Annotated in this window: 20 protein-coding genes; 6 read left to right on the top strand and 14 right to left on the bottom strand. The window is 45.3% G+C overall.

Annotated features, from left to right (window positions below):
* Window positions 1–12: 12 nt before the first annotated feature.
* Both M2387_RS01220 and dbpA read right to left on the bottom strand, forming a co-directional pair.
* The gene (locus M2387_RS01220) at window positions 13–759 is read right to left on the bottom strand and encodes a zeta toxin family protein (protein WP_259048214.1); all 747 of its coding nucleotides are present in this window, start codon (window positions 757–759) and stop codon (window positions 13–15) included.
* Window positions 760–1,095: 336 nt separating this feature from the next.
* Window positions 1,096–2,469: an ATP-dependent RNA helicase DbpA gene (gene dbpA / locus M2387_RS01215; RefSeq protein ID WP_259046668.1), complete on the bottom strand. Its 1,374-nt coding sequence runs from the start codon at window positions 2,467–2,469 to the stop codon at window positions 1,096–1,098.
* Window positions 2,470–2,713: 244 nt separating this feature from the next.
* On the opposite strand from dbpA, the gene M2387_RS01210 reads away from it, so the two are divergent.
* The 5 genes from M2387_RS01210 (at window position 2,714) to M2387_RS01190 (ending at window position 6,439) form a co-directional block, all read left to right on the top strand.
* Complete coding sequence (locus M2387_RS01210) at window positions 2,714–3,610, top strand: formylglycine-generating enzyme family protein (RefSeq protein ID WP_259046667.1); 897 nt, start codon at window positions 2,714–2,716, stop codon at window positions 3,608–3,610.
* Window positions 3,597–4,145: a carbapenem self-resistance protein CarG family protein gene (locus M2387_RS01205; RefSeq protein WP_259046666.1), complete on the top strand. Its 549-nt coding sequence runs from the start codon at window positions 3,597–3,599 to the stop codon at window positions 4,143–4,145. The genes M2387_RS01210 and M2387_RS01205 overlap by 14 nt, the downstream gene beginning before the upstream one ends.
* Entirely contained in the window at window positions 4,142–4,687 is a 546-nt protein-coding gene (locus tag M2387_RS01200; RefSeq protein ID WP_259046665.1) for a CpmK protein, read from the top strand. The genes M2387_RS01205 and M2387_RS01200 overlap by 4 nt, the downstream gene beginning before the upstream one ends.
* Before the next feature lie 257 nt (window positions 4,688–4,944).
* Window positions 4,945–5,493, top strand: a complete 549-nt coding sequence (locus tag M2387_RS01195) for a carbapenem self-resistance protein CarG family protein (RefSeq protein WP_259046664.1) — start codon at window positions 4,945–4,947, stop codon at window positions 5,491–5,493.
* Between the two features lie 43 nt (window positions 5,494–5,536).
* Window positions 5,537–6,439, top strand: coding sequence for a LysR family transcriptional regulator (locus M2387_RS01190; protein ID WP_259046663.1), 903 nt, complete (start codon window positions 5,537–5,539; stop codon window positions 6,437–6,439).
* A gap of 10 nt (window positions 6,440–6,449) precedes the next feature.
* Here the strand turns inward: M2387_RS01190 and M2387_RS01185 are convergent, their stop codons facing one another.
* The 6 genes from M2387_RS01185 to M2387_RS01165 form a co-directional block, all read right to left on the bottom strand.
* On the bottom strand, window positions 6,450–7,415 hold the full coding sequence (locus tag M2387_RS01185) for an NAD-dependent epimerase/dehydratase family protein (RefSeq protein ID WP_259046662.1): 966 nt from the start codon (window positions 7,413–7,415) through the stop codon (window positions 6,450–6,452).
* A 267-nt stretch (window positions 7,416–7,682) separates the two neighbouring features.
* Window positions 7,683–8,012, bottom strand: a complete 330-nt coding sequence (gene mdtI, locus M2387_RS01180) for a multidrug/spermidine efflux SMR transporter subunit MdtI (RefSeq protein WP_259046661.1) — start codon at window positions 8,010–8,012, stop codon at window positions 7,683–7,685.
* A complete protein-coding gene (gene mdtJ / locus M2387_RS01175) occupies window positions 7,999–8,376 on the bottom strand; it encodes a multidrug/spermidine efflux SMR transporter subunit MdtJ (RefSeq protein ID WP_259046660.1) in 378 nt (125 codons plus the stop codon). Before mdtJ ends, mdtI begins: the two co-directional genes overlap by 14 nt.
* Before the next feature lie 99 nt (window positions 8,377–8,475).
* Complete coding sequence (locus M2387_RS26000) at window positions 8,476–8,568, bottom strand: hypothetical protein (protein WP_462442470.1); 93 nt, start codon at window positions 8,566–8,568, stop codon at window positions 8,476–8,478.
* 209 nt (window positions 8,569–8,777) lie between these two features.
* Window positions 8,778–9,404 (bottom strand): alpha/beta hydrolase, encoded by a 627-nt coding sequence (locus tag M2387_RS01170; protein WP_259046659.1) that lies wholly within the window; start codon window positions 9,402–9,404, stop codon window positions 8,778–8,780.
* A 156-nt stretch (window positions 9,405–9,560) separates the two neighbouring features.
* On the bottom strand, window positions 9,561–10,157 hold the full coding sequence (locus M2387_RS01165) for a Slp family lipoprotein (RefSeq protein WP_259046658.1): 597 nt from the start codon (window positions 10,155–10,157) through the stop codon (window positions 9,561–9,563).
* Window positions 10,158–10,828: 671 nt separating this feature from the next.
* Between M2387_RS01165 and M2387_RS01160 the strand changes: the two genes are divergently transcribed.
* Window positions 10,829–11,215 carry a nitrogen fixation protein NifS gene (locus M2387_RS01160; RefSeq protein WP_259046657.1) on the top strand — a complete coding sequence of 129 codons (387 nt, stop codon included), beginning with the start codon at window positions 10,829–10,831 and terminating at the stop codon, window positions 11,213–11,215.
* Between the two features lie 235 nt (window positions 11,216–11,450).
* On the opposite strand, the gene M2387_RS01155 is transcribed toward M2387_RS01160, so the two are convergent.
* The 6 genes from M2387_RS01155 to arnT form a co-directional block, all read right to left on the bottom strand.
* Window positions 11,451–13,550, bottom strand: coding sequence for a peptidase domain-containing ABC transporter (locus M2387_RS01155; protein ID WP_259046656.1), 2,100 nt, complete (start codon window positions 13,548–13,550; stop codon window positions 11,451–11,453).
* Window positions 13,540–14,817, bottom strand: a complete 1,278-nt coding sequence (locus M2387_RS01150; protein WP_259046655.1) for an HlyD family secretion protein — start codon at window positions 14,815–14,817, stop codon at window positions 13,540–13,542. Before M2387_RS01150 ends, M2387_RS01155 begins: the two co-directional genes overlap by 11 nt.
* Before the next feature lie 352 nt (window positions 14,818–15,169).
* A complete protein-coding gene (locus M2387_RS01145; RefSeq protein WP_259046654.1) occupies window positions 15,170–15,415 on the bottom strand; it encodes a DUF2164 domain-containing protein in 246 nt (81 codons plus the stop codon).
* Window positions 15,416–15,492: 77 nt separating this feature from the next.
* Complete coding sequence (arnF, locus tag M2387_RS01140; RefSeq protein ID WP_259046653.1) at window positions 15,493–15,891, bottom strand: 4-amino-4-deoxy-L-arabinose-phosphoundecaprenol flippase subunit ArnF; 399 nt, start codon at window positions 15,889–15,891, stop codon at window positions 15,493–15,495.
* A complete protein-coding gene (gene arnE, locus M2387_RS01135) occupies window positions 15,891–16,214 on the bottom strand; it encodes a 4-amino-4-deoxy-L-arabinose-phosphoundecaprenol flippase subunit ArnE (protein WP_259046652.1) in 324 nt (107 codons plus the stop codon). Before arnE ends, arnF begins: the two co-directional genes overlap by 1 nt.
* A complete protein-coding gene (gene arnT, locus M2387_RS01130) occupies window positions 16,211–17,872 on the bottom strand; it encodes a lipid IV(A) 4-amino-4-deoxy-L-arabinosyltransferase (protein WP_259046651.1) in 1,662 nt (553 codons plus the stop codon). The genes arnE and arnT overlap by 4 nt, the downstream gene beginning before the upstream one ends.
* Window positions 17,873–17,875 lie beyond the last annotated feature (3 nt).

Raw genomic sequence — 17,875 nt, 5'->3', positions numbered from 1 at the left:
TGTGAACATTTATCATACAGCAATCTTTTTAAGATCTGAAATTGAATAGTTGAATGGTACAAAAACATCAAGCGTCTCAGCAGTGACATTTTCGTGGATAGCTACCGAAAATGCGTGTTTACCAGGGATCTCCTCATACACATAAGCGCGACAGCGCAGCGGTTTCCCCTGAAAACCAGGATGCGTCAGAACTGATTTTATCGTTGACCGGACCTTAAAATAGTTATGGCAAAAAACCTCCGGAAGTATTTTACGCACTCGCCTTTGAGCATGTTTCCAGGCATTTATGGGATCCAGATAAACATAAATTATCTGAACCCAATACCCTTTTTTAAACGCTTCGGCTATGTTTTTTATCGCGGTATCCGTATCAGCAAAATTAGTGTCGTGAATAATATCAAAACGCCTGGCCACCGAGTTTTTGTAACAGTGAGATATAATATGTGTGCAAGGTTTCTGATAATTCTCTGCATTACTACCAATATAATAAGGAAATAGTTCTCTGAACTCATCAGGATCGATACGCACCGTATTAGGATATATTTCAAGTAAATATTTTACGGTTTCGCTTTTACCGCATGCAGGAGCTCCCGCAGTAAAAAATACTATCGGTTCGCTAGTTGCATTGATGTTCCTGGTCATTGTGGTGAAAATCTGATTTTTAATTTTTTTTGCTACATCAAAAGAAAAACCTGCAATTTCATCCTTAAAATCCCTGACGATCTGACTTAAAAATTCGCTCTTTTTTAGTGAATCCATCACCTTTAATACTCCTGCCCGAGATTCTCTTATCCGAACAGATATCATACTGCCTGACAGAATTTATTCATGAAGAGAGAAATGATGACTGTAATACTTTGTTTCTGGCTGAATCATAGCTCATACATCTTGTTCATCGGGAATAGTGAAAATATCGCCCCGGATAAAGACAATAAATAAAATAATTTTTTACAATGCACAAGATAGCCAGATGAGCTCATTCACTTGCCTCTGGCCAATGTCTGATAGAACTATGGGTTTGAACATTGCGGAGGAAAAAGAATGGGAGCATGGTACGTTAGCGATAAACGTACCATGACAGACTCTTACAAGCAGTTAGCGCAGTATTCTCACTTTAACCGACTTACCTTTGATCTTACCTTTCTGTAATTGCGAAGCTGCATGGCGAGCCACCGACTGGCGCACGGCAATATAAACATGCATCGGATGCACATCGATTTTGCCTATATCAGCGCCATCAAGCCCCATTTCACCAGTTAATGCACCCAGCACATCACCGCGACGCATTTTGGCTTTTTTACCGCCATCAACGCATAAGGTTACCATCTCTGCCGCCAGTGGTTTAATGGTTCCGGCTGCCGGGGCCTGTTTCCAGTTCAGTGAGATATTCAGCATATCGGCGAGAACAGCGGCACGCTGGGCTTCTTCAGGAGCGCAGAAACTAACCGCCAGCCCATCCTGCCCTGCACGCGCGGTACGGCCGATACGATGAACATGTACTTCAGGATCCCAGGACAGTTCGTAGTTAACGACCATTTCCAGGGCTTTGATATCCAGACCACGGGCAGCTACGTCTGTTGCGACCAGAACCCGGCTACTGCCGTTAGCGAAACGAATCAACGTCTGATCACGGTCACGCTGTTCCATATCACCGTGCAGTGCCAGAGCACTTTGTCCACCCGCATTCAGCTCGTCACAAACCGCCTGACAATCTTTCTTGGTATTACAGAACACCACACAAGACGCGGGCTGATACTGACTTAATAGCTGCTGTAGCTGTTTAATTTTCTGATGACGCGATACTTCATAAAAATGCTGTTCAACCGCCGGGAGCTCATCAACGGTATCAATCTCAATCGTTTCCGGGTTCTGCTGAATGCGGCCACTAATTGCCGCAATAGCGGGTGGCCAGGTGGCAGAGAACAACAGGGTTTGACGTTTTGGTGGCGCATAGGCCATGACTTCGTCAATAGCGTCTGCAAAGCCCATATCCAGCATACGGTCGGCTTCATCCAGCACCACTACCCGCACAGAGCCAAGGTTTACGGTCTCTTTTTTCAGATGGTCAAGCAAACGACCCGGCGTGGCGACAATAATATGCGGCGCATGTTGTAAGGATTCTTTCTGCACGCCAAAGGACTGTCCACCACACAGGGTGAGAATTTTAATATTGGGCATATAGCGTGCCAGACGACGTAGCTCTTCCGCGACTTGGGCTGCCAGCTCACGCGTCGGGCACAGTACCAGCGACTGAGTGGAAAATTGTCCGGCCTCAATACGTTGTAGTAATCCAAGACCAAATGCAGCCGTTTTACCGCTGCCGGTTTTGGCTTGTGCACGTACATCTTTGCCCGCCAGAATCGCTGGCAAGGTTGCCGCCTGTACCGGCGTCATATTAAGGTATCCGAGCTCATTAAGGTTAGTCAGTTGAGCATCAGGTAAAGCATTCAGTTCTGAAAAAGCGGTCACAGTATGATTCTCTAAATAGGGCTGTCTGCGCGCATTGTACAGCTTTTTGCTCAGGTATCGTTATATTCTGCGATTGAGATGCTGGATGTTGCTGACAATGTCGGATTGAGTCTTCGTCCTGCTCACTCTCAGGGATAATCCATGACGCTTTGCGTCCTGAGATGACGTTTAACATAAACTATAAGAAAATAGTTTTTTGTATTTATTGTTGCATAATTATGCTGGCTCCTCATGTACCCTTTTGATGAGTTTTAAACAAGACTGTGAAAATTCAATGAGAAATAAAATCAATTTTATATGGCTAAGTTTTTTTATGATTACATTACCCTTCTATTTAAAAGCTCATACTATTATCCCTGAGAGCTTCGTTGAGGAAGGTAATTATTATACTGGTAATGTTTTTGGCAGACATAATTATGCAGAACATACTAATGTACATTTAGAATCATTTTTTATTATGAAGAAAGAGGTCACTTACTCGCTCTATCAACAAGTTTCTGCCTGGGCAAATAACCATGGCTATATAATAAACAACGGCTGTAATGGTGCCAGGGAGGAAGACTGCCTCACGCCAGAAACTGATGGCGGTCTCCATCCTGTTACCAATATAGAATGGTTAGATACCATTATATTTGCCAATGCACTGAGTGAAATGCTGCAACTGCAACCTGTATACCTGATGAAAAATGCTGAGCCACTACGGGCTAGTGATAGAAATAGTGCTATTTATGTCAATCCCAAAGCCACGGGTTATCGTTTACCCGGTTTACATGAATGGCAGGTCGCGGCCAGAGGAGGCAAGCCAGCGCTAAAATCTAATACCTATGGTGACCTTCATTCTGGAAGTAACAATGCAAAAAAAGTGGCCTGGTATCCGGAATTTGATAGCCCTCATTTTGGCACACAGATCGTGGGTAAGTTGTCTCCTAACGCACTGGGTATTTTTGATATGAGCGGTAATGTTTCCGAATGGGTTTTTGAAAGTTATCAGCTAGATAATACGATAATGTACTACTTTTGTGGAGGGAGTTATCTTTCTCATGCAACCACCTTAGCCAGCTGCGATAGTCATAGCTCTGGGATTACTATGTCAGATATTGGATTTCGATTAGTCAGGGGTTCTATACATGAAAAAAAATAGCTTGGTTTTTTTATTATCACTACTGATACCATTTACCGTCTGTGCGAATAATACCAGTAAGGTAACACTTAGAGAAGGTGTCAATATGCTGGATATCAATGGTGATGGGATAAAAGATTTAGTGGTGTATTCAAAATTTGAAAATAATACATCACACCCTAATCAGACCATGACTATATTTGTGGTTGATCGACAGGGAAAGTACCATATTCTTCCGGTAGCCAATGATACGGGCTTTACCTGGTCTGATTTTATTTTATCCGCTTCGACAATAAAAATAGCCGACTATGCCTTATATAAAAAACAGAAAGGCTATTTTATAGTCAGCGCACAGAAAAAAGCCGGCGGAAAATATGGCGATGATATGTCCGATGCCCTACCGGTTAAATTTACGCGTTATGATATGAATACTGATCAAAATGCACCGGGTGTTCCCCTCTATTCCTGGGAGCACAAGAGCTCTTATGTCACTACAGAAAAATATCCTGATACCGATGAGGCATTTAAACATTTTCAGATTGAGAAACTAAAATGAAATCTGCTCTATTTATTTTACTACTGATGTTACCAGGCTTAAGTTATAGCAACCAAAAACCATACGCTAAACTGATACAACAAGCCCTGGATAAACAGCCCCCTTTATGCCTTGGCGAGCTGCAGTGGCCGGTATCCATGGCGCAGGGTGAATCTGCCTGGGTATATGCCAGAATGGCAGCGCTAATGGAGGTCGGTTTGGTTACTGACAAGGGTCAATCAGCCACTAAGCAATGGTCATTAACTCCGCAGGGGAAAAAAGAATTTAACAAAAAAAATGATTTTTGTTACGGGACTATACGGGTTAATCAAATTGAAAAAATCATTAAGAATGATGATGGCACCCTCTCTGTTATTTTCGATTACCGGATAGAAAACCTGCCAGAATGGGCTACAGCACCGGCAATCAGAGGGGCATACAGCGACGTTGATAATCTGGTAACGGGTATAAAGAATGCTCGCTATCAGGCAGATTTTGCCCGACAGGCTAGCGGAGCGATGGCGATTATTGGCGAGCCTTATCAATTGGATTTGTTCTACTAATATCTGGAGGGCTTACAGGCAACAAGGGTAGGCAAACCTGGCAGCGCCTGTGGTTTCAGCCGCTTGAGTTGCACACTCAGGCAGTCAGGCATTTTTTTGCCTGCCTATTGTTATATTCTGCGACCTGACACACTTAACTTAAACTTCAACCCGTCAATCAATGTGCTATTTTTAGATCATAATAAGGCGTAAGCCAGCTAAGTCGTTCTTGTGCGAGATTTTAGTACCGGGCATCAGACTATTGAGGATTTCTCTGGGTGAAAATAAAAAAAGGGCTAATGTTAGCTTTGCTACTGGTCTCGTTTCATGCTCTGGCGAATGAAACCAGCAAAGTGATTCTGAAAGAAGGCAGTAACCTGCTGGATATCAACGGTGACGGGGTGGACGATTTAGTGGTCTATTCTCGATTTGAGAATAATACATCACACCCTAATAATACCACGACTATATTTATGATCGATCCGCAGGGTAAATATCATATCCTTCCGGTAGCCAATGATATTGGTTTCACCTGGTCTGATTTTATCTTATCGGCTTCGACAATAAAAATTGCTGACTATGCTTTATTTAAAAAACCTGGAGGCTATTTTATTGTCAGCGCGCATAAATTAACCGGCGGGGAGCATGGTGAAGATGTCTCCGACGATCTGCCGGTGAAATTTACCCGTTATGATATTAACAGCTATCAGGACGCCCCAGGGGTTCCCCCTTATTTTTGGGAGTATCGAGGCGCCTATATCACTGCGGATAAATATCATGATATCGATGATGCTTTTCCGCACTTCAACAATGGCATGATAAAATAGCAAAAATACTTTCAGAAACTACAGTGGTAGGCAGGGACGCACTTTGCGAGACGATTTCAACGATTATCTGGCCTTCATTGCTGTCGCAGAGGCAAAAAGCTTTACACGAGCGGCAATAAATCTGGGAATATCCCAGTCAACGCTTTCCCATACTATTCGTCGTCTTGAAGAACGTCTCGGACTACCGTTATTGATGCGTACCACCCGCCGGGTAGCTCCAACTGAAATTGGCGAAATGCTGTTACAAATTCTTCAGCCACGTCTTGATGGTATGGAAGACGATATTGCCGCACTCCTCCGCTTTCGTGATACTCCCGCGGGTACCGTCAGACTGACGGTTTCCGACCATATGATCCATGACTGCATCTGGCCTCGCCTTGCTCCGGTATTAAAAGAATACCCGGATGTTAAGGTTGAATTATCCCAGCAAAACGGTTTTGTCGATATTATTGAGGGGCGATTTGATGCAGGAGTGCGCATTGGAGACGATATCGTTAAGGATATGGTCGCAGTACGCATCGGGCCGGATATTCGCTTTATTGTCATTGGCTCCCCTGCGTATCTCAAACAACACGGGTATCCGGCACACCCATCTGAACTCGAACAGCATAATTGTATTAATATCCGGCACTCACCAGCAGGTTCAATCTATGCATGGGAGTTTGAAAAACAGGGGCAGCCATTACAAATTAAAGTCGAGGGTCAGCTTATTTTTTCCAGCATCTATCCGATGCTTGCGGCAGTGACCTCGGGTTACGGACTCGCCTATCTGCCAGAGTCACTGGTTGCCGACGAACTGCAACAAGGTATCTACTGCCGGGTGCTTGATGAATGGTGCCCGCCAGTAAGTGGGTACCATCTATATTACCCTGGGCGCAGGCAGATTTCTCCGGCGCTAGCCGTTATGATAAAAATGCTACGGTATCCGTTACCCGACAAGATCTGAAGGCGTAGATTTATCGCCGTTCCGCGGTGACTACACCTGCAGATATCAGGGAATGTAGCGATTCATGAATCGCCTCGAGGCTACTGTAGCGTGGCTGATAACCCAGACGTTGTCGGCTTTTTTCAATCGAATGCGATGAACTTCGGACAATATGGCCGCGTGAGTTCTCGACATATTCACTTTCCAGTCCCTGAAGCCATTCAGCAAAAGGCTGATAACGAATTTGCGGCTCATGGCCAAACCAGCGGTAGACCGTTTCTGCGTAGCCTCTCAGAGTAATTGCCTGTGAAGAAACGGTATTAAAAATCTCGCCAAGTGTCGCTGCTCTGTTTTCTATAGCCTGGATAATCCATTGAGCCACATCAGCAGCATGAACATGATGTAATGTTTCATGCCCCAGATTTGGAAGGCAAAGCTCTTCTCCCCGAATGATTTTTGAGAAAACATTCGGATCAGAATTACCCTGTGGGCTGGTTGGAACCCAACCCTCACCCACAATATGCCCCGGCCGAAAACAGGTTGCAGGAAATCCCTGACGGCGTGCCTCGCGCATTAACCAGGCCTCACTTTCTGCCTTGCCAAGACCATAAGCATCAATAGGGCAAACAGGATCCGTTTCAGTTGACGGAATTGTCACATACTGGCCGTAGACCCAGATAGAACTACAGAACAGATAATGTTCTATCTTTCCACGCAGCGATTCGACCAATTGCTGAGTACTTTCCAGGTCAAAGGCTATCATATCAATCACAATATCTGGATTGAGCGCCGCTATTCGCTCACCGAAACAGCCATTTTCTTCTTCCTTCTGGCGATCAATAGCGATATTTTCTACCAGCGACCAGGCGTAATGTGGGCGGTAAACCTGTGCATTACCACGACTGACATTAATTACCTGATGACCGCGTTCGATTAATAGAGGAACCAGATAAGTCCCTACATGACCACTGCCACCAATAATCACGATACGTGACATTATTTTACCCCTTAGTAACATTAAGTAAATTCTCTGCAGGCAAAAACCCGTAGCGAGCAAGGCAAAATTATTCTAGTCGTTCTGCAGCCGAAAGAATGTGGCTAATTTACGGATACATTTATGGTGATTTGATAATAATAAATATGAGGATGTGCCGTTTAGCACCCATGAGGAGATTGAAAATTGACCAGCAGGATTGCAGGAGTAAAAAAGAATTGGAAAAATATGCAGAAACCCCCTGTTCCTCGACTGAAACAGGGGATATCGTCAGGCCATTTTAATAAGAATCATTCCGGCTAATAATAACCCGAGGCCTAACCAGCCTTTGCGATTTAAACGCTGGCCAAACAGTATCCAGCCAGCAGCAACCGTTGCAATAATACCGAACCCACCCCATAAAGCATAAGCCACGGAGAGTTCAATACCTTTTACGGCCTGTGATAATGCGCTGAATGCGGCTAACACTGCAATTAAAGAAAAAATACCATAAACAGGACGACGAAAACCGTCGGAGTGTTTAAGAAAAATATTAGCCAGAATTTCTAACACAATGGCTGAAAATAACCACAGCCCGTGTATCCATTCAAACGACAGCATGCTGCCCTCTCTTCTCTGACACGACTTCTGTGCGCTCTTTTTTGCTGCGCGTGCCTGATTTTAATAATGCAATGCCGGCTACCAGCGTCGTCAGACCTAATATTTTAAGTAGTGAAATTGGTTCATCAAATAATAAAACACTACAAACGGTAATGATCAGAATACCAATCCCTTCCCACATTGCATAGGCAACGCCAAGGGCAATTTTTTTAACCGAAAATGACAATAAAATATAAGAAAGTGTGATCATCACCAGCATAAAAATATAGCCAATATTATCATCGCTAACACTTGACCACTTCATAGAAAGGGTACCAGTAATTTCGGCGACGATAGCCATCCCTAGAAAAATCCAGTAAATCATTTTTCCTCTCCTGACAGAGAAAATAAAATTATAAAAATTGGCCAGACGCAAAAAAGCGACAAGCTAATTAAAGTTGTAAGTTATTGCCAGAAGAAAGGACTATAGTGCGTTACGCCAGTGTTGTTCACCAGAGAGAGAAACTGCAGATAAAGAAATGTCGAAGTGATAGCTTGAATGGTTTTTTTTGAACATATTGTCCATATGATTTTCCAACTTACCCGCGGTATTGCTTCTCATCGATTGCGGATAGAAAATTGTCCTCAGTAGTTAAACACCCGTGATTTGTACCATATTTCAGTTTTTATTTTGCGAAATTTTCAATTCTTTACAAAAAAATCAAAAAACAACCCTGCCCGGGCTATTCTCAAAGCTCAAACAGCCACAAACAGGGCCAGTCATTATTACTCGTCAGGAAATTCGCTGAGTTCGAACTGTTCGGTTACAAAAGCCATCGCTCTGGCAATACCGTCGCCGCTGATAGTATGAACCACATCCGGTTCAAACAGCGTTTCAACCTCATTCACACCGGCTTCTATCAGCGCGGCGGCGGCGGCTTCACTTTCCTGCCAGGGGATAACTGGGTCAGCCATGCCATGCACCAGCAGGACTGGCGTATTAACCGCAGGCTGATAAGGTTTTGGTGACGCCAGTCGCCCTGAGAATGCGACAACACCGGCTAATGGGATACTGTCCGTAACCAGAGCATCCAGCGCCATTATTGAACCTTGAGAAAATCCGAGCAAAATCACTTTATCTCTGCCCGCGACAATACCATGCTCTTTCAAAATATTATTGATAATGGCAGCAAAATCGGCTCTGGCAGCAACAAGGCGCTCAGTACGCAGGTTTTCCGTAATACCGTCCAGACTGAACCACTGATACCCCTCTCCTCCTCCGTCAAAAGGCGCACTACCGTCGGGTGAAGCAAATTCTATCTCAGGCATCACTTGCTGAAAAAAATAGCCAAGTCCTTCAAGGTCTGCTCCCGAACTTCCCACACCGTGTAACAAAATAATCAGTTTTTTCATTCAACCAGGCTCTCCAGGGCGCCACTCTATCCTCCATAACTCGCGTTACCTGCCGGACAACGCTCAGGTAACCTCGAGTATGACGGGCATATAAGATATTGTTTTGGCTACACTACCCTATATTGGAATTGATTTCAGCTGTCATTAATAGTCAGGTTATTTCACTACCTGTTGCTCAACCTGGAACATCGCGCCTGCCGGATACCATCCCCAGCCCGGCATAAAATAGGCATTAGTCGGTCCCCAGCCGTATCGCCAGTAGGGATCCGGGCCAAAACCGCCAAAACCAGGATAATTAACAGGTACAATATTCTCGCGAACTCTCCAGACTTGATAACCCTGTAGGCTCAGAGTCAGATACTGATAGTCAGCCTCCCCGACTTTACCCTTGGTGGTTCCGGTGACCGTGCCCAGAACGGTAACCAAATTACCTTTTAATGTCAGAGGGTCTATAAATTTGCTCGCCTTGACGATAATGCGCCCTTGAAAGGCAGTACCCAGTTCGGGCCTGGCGCTGTAATCAAGCGGAAGCACAGCCACCTCAAATGAGGTTTCATTCTGATTATTTACAACATTTAAAACCTTGCCGCCAAGACGAACTTCCTGGCCATTAAACCGGGAAACATCTTGTTTAATATCCTGGTAGCTAACCTTGTCCAGCGAACTACTGCTTCCCTGAATATCCTGCGGAATAGACACGCATCCACTGAGCGCCAGGCAGGCCACAAGAGTAATAAATAAGGGTGTTTTCATGATAACCTCGATGATTAACTGACTCTGTTAACCAGCATACCACTAGGATTGCCCGCATGAGTGATACGGACGTGACTCAGGGTAACAAGAGTGTCGCAAGATATGTCTCTTTCGTGCTCTGATAATCTGACCTCATATCAGGATAAAACCATCAGAAGGCACTGATAACCGCTATTAAGTTTAATTCTAGTCAACTTTACCGGTAAAGGGGATGTTTTTTGGCGGTGCCAACTGTGATACACAAGACTATTACTCTATTTGGATAGGATACTTTCCCAGCCACTAGAAAATAAATAATCAGACGAGCAGCAAAAAGATATTACATGCAACTTATTATCGATACTTACTGTTACAGTAATTACTCAAATTCCATTTTAAATGAGATATTACTTTCGTTTATAATCAAAAAATGTTTATGTTAACTTAGCGATAACACATATGAAAATAAATATCCCCCTCCACTTAAATGTTTCAAATTTAAAATCAGATAAACATACCTTCTCTATCCTTGATTTGATGGTCAGAATAAAATTCAAATTCTTTGATGATAAAAATGTATTTAACTGTATTTTAAAAATGATAAATAAAACCATAGCAACCGTCACTAACATCCCTTAGTATTCAATACGTTACAGGTCGAATGTGCCATGTGGAAATAACGGGTGCGAGTAATGGAAAAAGAAAAAATATACTTCATCTATATGCCAAGCCCGACGATTGGACGTAGTCTGATTCAGGGCATTGGTGGGTTAGGTTTTTTCGGAAACATTTTTGGTATATACACGGAAGATAAATATATTCTGGCATTAAAGTCAGAGCTAGAAAGAAAAAAATTAAACTGGACTGTACAAATAGATGATACAGAATCCGATATAGAAAAAATAATTGAAAAGAAAATTAAATTACTCATCTGCGCCCCAGGGCTGAAATATCAATTCTACAAGGGAGGCTTTAATAAAAATAATATAATATATCTAAGCATGATGGAGTATGCACATACTGAAACCGATCAAGTCGTTCAGAAAATAAGGGAGTTAGAAAATGAAAAGAAAACATAATGTTTTTTTTGAAATAAATCACTGACGAATTAGAGCTATTATTAATTACAGGTGGTTCTGATAAACAGGTCTCAAGTGGAAGTGCATACTGGGTTACTGGGGCTCCAGCCATAACTCAATATCTACCGGATCGGGTACCTGTACCGGCGGTATGATGGTACATAGCAAAGGGAAATGATGTTAATCTGGTAAAAAAGGCATTCACATATTTACGCGAATACCTTACTTTTACGCCTTATAAGGATATCACCCTGTCTGCATATTTAATCGTTGTTTCTCGGTGAGCAATCACAACCCGGGTAATATTAAGCTGCTTTATTGCCAGATTAACCTCATATTCATTCTCATTATCCAGTGCGCTGGTCGCTTCATCCATAAATAATATCCCCGGACGGCAGTAAAGCGCGCGTGCGATAAAAATTCGCTGTTTCTGTCCGCCAGAAAGCCCTTCTCCCAACTCACCAATCAGTGTTTCATACTTCATTGGCATCTTCATGATCATATCGTGAATACAGCTTGTTCTGGCGCACTCTATCATCCAGTCCTCATCGAAATGCTCCGTGAAACCACAGATATTTTCACCAATAGAGCCTGAGAATAGCCTGTCATCCTGCATCACACAGGCAATCATTTTGTGGTAATTATTGATACCCAGGTGCTGGATATCGCTGCCGTCCATCATCACCTTGCCGGATTCGGGGACAGACAGCCCACATAGTACCTTCATCAACGTGGTTTTCCCTGAACCGGAAGGCCCCGTGATAGCCACGCTTTCTCCTGGTTTTATACTGATGTTCAGGTTGCTGAAAACCGATGCCGACTGACTGTCATAGCGATAACTCAGGTCACAGGCCTCCAAGGCCAGCGGATGCATATCTGCCTTTATGCCGCTGTCCGGTTTTCGGGGTTCTCTTTCATTCAGTGCGATGTCTGCAATACGTTCGTTATGTAAACTCATCATGCGCAACTGAAGCAAAAAGTTGGTCAGGGAACCCACCTGGTCCGAGAACTGCCCGCGGAAGGCGCCAAAGGCGACAAACATCCCGATGGTCATTTGATTATCAATGACCAAGCTGGTTCCCAGCCACAGAATCACCACCTGATCGCAAGCAGCAACAAATGCGTTAAGCCCGCCAAACAGCATTTCCATTCTGGTCAGTCTGATATGGGTATTGATGGAGTCAATCTTCAGGTTCAGCCAGTGACCACCCCGACGCTCACTCATTCCCTGCATTTTTACTGTGGCTATTCCGTACAATGTTTCCATAAAATACGAGCCTGCACGGGCTTCTCTGACCATCTCCTCTTCTGAGAGTTGCCGATAACGGTTGTAGGTGAATAAACGAATCAGGACATATACCCCAGTAAAACCGAGTACCACGGCGGCCAGCCATCCGCCGTACAGTAGCAGCATAATCAGAAGGCCGACCACCATGATACCGTCCATAATGGCCCCGACTACGCTTGAGGTAAACGTGGAACGTAACTTATCCAGCGAGCTAAAACGGGACTGGATATCTCCCAGTTTACGCCGTTCAAAATAGGTCAGCGGCAGCTGGAGCAGATGGCGGAATAACCCAGACTGCCATTGCACACCAATCAGCGTTTCCATCACCAGGGATGTCCAGGCGCGTGCCATACTGACCGCAACACGGAGAAGAATAAAAAACATCAGACCGATGCAGATTAGCGTAAGCAGGCCGCGATCTCCGGCAGGAATGACATGATCCATCGCCAGTTGAGTGCCGACCGGTATGACCAGACTGGCCACCTCGACCACCAGTGACAGACAAAAGATTTTGACCAGCGTACTGCGAATACCATAGATATTGCGGAACAGCGTACGTAATTTCACACGGTCTTTCACTGTCTCTGGCAAAAACTCACTGCCAGGCCACACTTCAAGCGCCACGCCGGTAAAACGTTGAGAGACTTCTGCAAGACCCACGGTTCTCCGCCCAAGGGCGGGATCATGAATAACAAAATGCCCCTTCCGGATACTCACCAGCACCACAAAGTGATTAAAATCCCAGTGCAAAATACAGGGCAGTTTCAGGGCACTGAGTTCATCAAGATCCAGGGATACGGCCCGGGTCTCCATGCCCATCTGAGCCCCCATACTTCTGACACTACCGAGGGTTGTCCCCCGGGCTGACAAATTAAACTGACGACGCAAGACAAGCAGATCGATACTCTTACCATAGTGACCACAGATCATTGCCAGGCAGGCCATTCCACATTCTGACGATTCGGTTTGATGTACCACCGGAATACGTCGCCACAGTTTCTGATCCAGCTTATTTAACAGCCCTTTCAAAGGGATTTTACTGCTCATTTATTGGCCCCGTTGTGCTGTGTTTCATGTCGTAGAACGGGGACAACATCCATTGATAAATTCTCCTTTTTTCCAGAAACAACGTACTTTGTGCCGTGATGCCATTTTCTAAGTTTAAATATTTATTTTTATAAGCAATGGCCTGTTTCTCTGGCCTGACAATCACTTTGTAGTATGGTCTGGCGGCGGTGAGCGTTGCTTTGGGTGCCCCCTGGTAGGTCAGCATTTCCTGCTGTGATGCCGGGGTTCTGGATATAAGGGACACCGTGCCGGCAAACTGACCGAATTTTTCCGCAGGAAAGGCGTCATAGCGGATGTTGACCTTATCCCCAGAGTTTATGTAGGGAATCGCATCGTTGGGCACCCAGAGCACCAGGTTATAGTTTTCTATCTCACAAGGGATCACTTGAAGCAGACTGTCGCCGACGCTGACCATCTGTCCGACGGTAACACTCAGCGAATTAATACGCCCTGCGGCCAGCGCACGGATAATGACAGTCCCCGTGGCGTGGATATTTTGCAGCTCCTTATGCAACTCATAGCGTTGCAGCTCCATTTGATAAATCTGGTTATCAAATTCGGCGGCCTGGGTATGAACCTGGCTTTCCAGGACGGTTACCTGTAAGGCATTTTGCTCATGCTGTCCGGACAGACTCAACAGATTGTTTTGCTGCTGATAATAGAGTGCGACCTGGCTTGCGAGCTGATCTTTGTTGATGAGTCCTCTGGTCTGATAATGCCGGTAGTTATCCATATTCTTCTTCATGATATGGATACCTTCCCGGGCTCGCTGGAGAATGTCGCCGGAGCGCGTCAATGCATCGGCATACTGTATTTTCTGTTTTTCCAGCATCGTAAGAGTAGTTTGTTTATTGCTTTTCAGTCGCTGGATAATCTGATCGATACGTATCAGTTGGTCATCGATATCCCGGCGCTGATTGTCGCTGACCACGCCGCTACTGGTGCTTTTGCTGACATCAATCTGATAAATGGGATCACCGGTCTTCACCACCTGTCCCTCAGTGACGAATTGTCTGGTAACGCCCCCCTGAACAGAAGAGTAAAGGTTGGCAGCGCGTGGATAGCTACTGATTTCACCGGTTACATTGAGTCGTCGGGTATAGGTGCCGGTAATGATAAAGGTGAGAAAGGCGATGAGAAAAAACAGGCATAACCCTGCCGTGAACCAAAATGGAATGCCGGGGAGGAGAAGCGCCCTGCCGTACCATTTCATTTTTTGATGATCAATCGCGTCCTGGCGAAACACTGTATTTCTTCCTTAAATACAATAAACGTTACTTGTGGCACTACTAGACATACTCTGAGTGAGTCTTCAGTATCCATAGTGCATAATATCCATTCTCTGACGCGGCTATGCCCGTCAGACCATTTTGATTGTCGTCCCTGAGTTTTTCCTTTTCTGCCGGGCACGCGATGGCCACCACATTTATCATTGGCATCCATTCTCTTCAATCAAGAATCAATCACGGTAATTTTTACAGGCAAGCGAGGGCGTTCGGCATAGCATTCAATTTCCTATGCCGAAGATGAGGTTTTTAGTTATAACTGATTGTAATAGTGGGGTTTATCATGAAAATAATAAAACATAATGCTTAATATTAGGGAACGATTTTTTCCAAATCCAGCAGTTCCTCCAGCGTCAGCATATTATGCTGAGCGACTTTAATCGCATCATCCAGCCCCTGATTATAGAGAATCGGCGCCATCTTTTTGACCAGCTCATCAAGGAAAATATCTGATTCAAACTGCCCCAAGGTCAGTTCATGATTATCATCAAGCCACTTGGTAATAAACGCACTCAGTTGCTGATATTCTTCAGCGGGCAGCGTAATTTTTTTTGTCATTATAGGCCTTAAGATAGCGGTCTTCTGGCGTTAATCACGCTGGAAGACAGAGGTAAATGGGAGAGATAAGTGAAATCTCAGGGTTTAGTTATCGTCGCTGCGCGTCCTGGTATAAAAATCAGCAACAAACCAACAAAGATGACCCCGACGCCAACCAATTTCAGCGCACTGAACGGCTCATTAAGCCAGGGGAGCACAATAGCCGCAGCCCAGACCAGAACATAGCTTAGACTGAGCAATGGGTAGGCTTTACTTAATGGGATCCGCCTCAGCGCTAAAAACCAGCATAGCATTGATAATGCATAGGCCAGCAGGCCACAGAATAAGACCAGCAATCCTGGCAGATTATCAAACAGAACCGCGGTTAAAAATGCCAGCTCGAAGGTCGCTTGCGGAAATTGCATGACGGCCCATTTCATCGCCAGCTGTGCCCCACTCACCAGCAGTACACTGCATAATGCCCACAGATAGCCCATCAGACGGACACTCCCAGCATCACAATACCTGACATAATTAACGCCAACCCCAACCAGTGGTGCAGGGAAATGCGTTCTTTCCAGATCCAGTGAGCTGCCAGGGTAATAAAGATAAAATTCAGGCTCAACATCGGATAAGCAATACTGACCTCAACATGCTGCAATACCCACAACCATACCAGCATGCCAAGACCTAGCATCAAAACGCTAAGCCCCAGCCAAATTACCAGATGACGTCGTCCATGTCCCTGAGCCGCCTGTTTCTGACATAACTGGCCAGCGCAGCTAAGCAGGCTGGCCAGGATTATCATCAGGCTATTCATGGTAATTTGTTGTACTGCAACAGTGCCAGTCGGCCATCGTTATACTCATAATCTGCAGCAGGTAATCCGCGGTCACTCAAATTACTGTTTCTCGATAACAGGATAACCAGCGAGACGTTACCTTCTTTGCGATGTTCAGCAAGCCAGGCAGCAAAATCTGGCCCATCAACATAGCGATGCTGCGCATCCGGGTAGCTGAGTCCGTAGCTGACTTCGCCCTTATTGCTATACAGCGTGATATCACTGCGTTTGAGTTCCCAGGCAAGTCCAGCCCCGACACCGACATTATTGGTCACAATATAGCGGCTATCTTCAAGCTTCGGACGAACAATCTCCGTAAACTCTTGAGGTTGTTTCGAGTGAATAATCTGTTCAGGAATGACCGCACCCACCAGCAACGCAAGACCTAGCGGACAAGCAGCCGCCCAGAACCAGCGCTGACGACTGTGACAGAGCGTCAGTGCACCGAACAGCCCCCACACGGCAAAGGCAATGGCTGCAAGTACCACTTTTCCGGTTTCACCCGCTTCATAAACCGGATTTTTTGCCAGGCCAAATGGCGCTAACACCAGTAGGACCACCAGCACACAAAGGGTGCCGAATGCCAGATTAATCCAGCCATTTACCCGCAAGGTTCGCGATCCCGCTTTTGCCAGCAACACCGCATGACGCGCCATTAAAATGGCAAGCGGTGCAAAACAAGGCAGAATATAGGTCGGTAATTTACCTTTCGCAATACTGAAAAACAGAATGGGCATCACTACCCAACCCAGCAAATAGAACGCACCGTTTTGCTCGCGACGTTCCTGAAAACTGCGTTTAATCGCCCCGGGTAATAAAGCCAGCCAGGGTAAACTTCCGGCAATCAGGAAAGGAATGTAATACCAGAATGGCGCTTTATGCTGGGCATCTTTTTCAGCAAAGCGTTGAATATGCTCTACCCAGAAGAAATAGTTCCAGTAATCCGGCTCTGCTTTTGCGACCGCTAACGCCCAAGGTAAGGTAATCAGAATGGCACTGATAATCGCAATAGGTCCAAACAACAGGACTTCTTTCCAGCGTTTTTGAGCTATCACCCAAGGAAGTACTCCCAGAACCGGTACTGCCAGCGCCAGAAAACCTTTAGTCATCACGCCCATGCCGCAGGCAAGCCCGAGTAGTACATAGCCAGCGACTTTACCCGCCGTCGTTTTTGCCGTTGAGGCTCCCCAGAAGCAACATAGCGCGGCCGTCAGCCACAGGGTTATCATCGGGTCGAGAACCGAATAGGTTCCGATAGCGTAGACAAGTAAACAGGTCAGGAAAATAACACCGGATAAAATGGCGATGGTCTTATCACGCCATAACTGGAAAGCCAGCCAGCCGGTCATTAATGCACTGAGGGTTACGGAGAAAACAGAACCAAAACGAACAGAGAAATTATTATGCCCGAACAGGAGCTGGCTAATATTATTAATCCAGTAACCTGCTACGGGTTTTTCAAAATAGCGCAGATCAAGAAAATGCGGAACAATCCAGTTACCGGATGCCAGCATCTCCCGGCTGATTTCCGCATAACGCGTCTCGTCAGGCTGCCACAGGTCACGAAACTCCAGTGGAGCCAAATAAAGCAAGATAAAACAGACCAGCAAAGCGCCGCCGTATTTTACTGAATTCATCTA

Source organism: Klebsiella sp. BIGb0407 (assembly GCF_024807845.1).
Classification (GTDB): domain Bacteria; phylum Pseudomonadota; class Gammaproteobacteria; order Enterobacterales; family Enterobacteriaceae; genus JGM124.
Note: the sequence above shows the minus strand (reverse complement) of the source record. Positions and strands in the feature narration are given on the sequence as shown.

Coding starts and splice junctions, on each gene's coding strand:
- M2387_RS01220 (WP_259048214.1), bottom strand. CDS start 759: ATGGATTCACTAAAAAAGAGCGAATTTTTAAGTCAGATCGTCAGGGAT.
- M2387_RS01210 (WP_259046667.1), top strand. CDS start 2,714: ATGAGTTTTAAACAAGACTGTGAAAATTCAATGAGAAATAAAATCAAT.
- M2387_RS01205 (WP_259046666.1), top strand. CDS start 3,597: ATGAAAAAAAATAGCTTGGTTTTTTTATTATCACTACTGATACCATTT.
- M2387_RS01200 (WP_259046665.1), top strand. CDS start 4,142: ATGAAATCTGCTCTATTTATTTTACTACTGATGTTACCAGGCTTAAGT.
- M2387_RS01185 (WP_259046662.1), bottom strand. CDS start 7,415: ATGTCACGTATCGTGATTATTGGTGGCAGTGGTCATGTAGGGACTTAT.
- mdtI (WP_259046661.1), bottom strand. CDS start 8,012: ATGCTGTCGTTTGAATGGATACACGGGCTGTGGTTATTTTCAGCCATT.
- mdtJ (WP_259046660.1), bottom strand. CDS start 8,376: ATGATTTACTGGATTTTTCTAGGGATGGCTATCGTCGCCGAAATTACT.
- M2387_RS26000 (WP_462442470.1), bottom strand. CDS start 8,568: ATGTTCAAAAAAAACCATTCAAGCTATCACTTCGACATTTCTTTATCT.
- M2387_RS01170 (WP_259046659.1), bottom strand. CDS start 9,404: ATGAAAAAACTGATTATTTTGTTACACGGTGTGGGAAGTTCGGGAGCA.
- M2387_RS01165 (WP_259046658.1), bottom strand. CDS start 10,157: ATGAAAACACCCTTATTTATTACTCTTGTGGCCTGCCTGGCGCTCAGT.
- M2387_RS01160 (WP_259046657.1), top strand. CDS start 10,829: ATGGAAAAAGAAAAAATATACTTCATCTATATGCCAAGCCCGACGATT.
- M2387_RS01155 (WP_259046656.1), bottom strand. CDS start 13,550: ATGAGCAGTAAAATCCCTTTGAAAGGGCTGTTAAATAAGCTGGATCAG.
- M2387_RS01145 (WP_259046654.1), bottom strand. CDS start 15,415: ATGACAAAAAAAATTACGCTGCCCGCTGAAGAATATCAGCAACTGAGT.
- arnF (WP_259046653.1), bottom strand. CDS start 15,891: ATGGGCTATCTGTGGGCATTATGCAGTGTACTGCTGGTGAGTGGGGCA.
- arnE (WP_259046652.1), bottom strand. CDS start 16,214: ATGAATAGCCTGATGATAATCCTGGCCAGCCTGCTTAGCTGCGCTGGC.
- arnT (WP_259046651.1), bottom strand. CDS start 17,872: ATGAATTCAGTAAAATACGGCGGCGCTTTGCTGGTCTGTTTTATCTTG.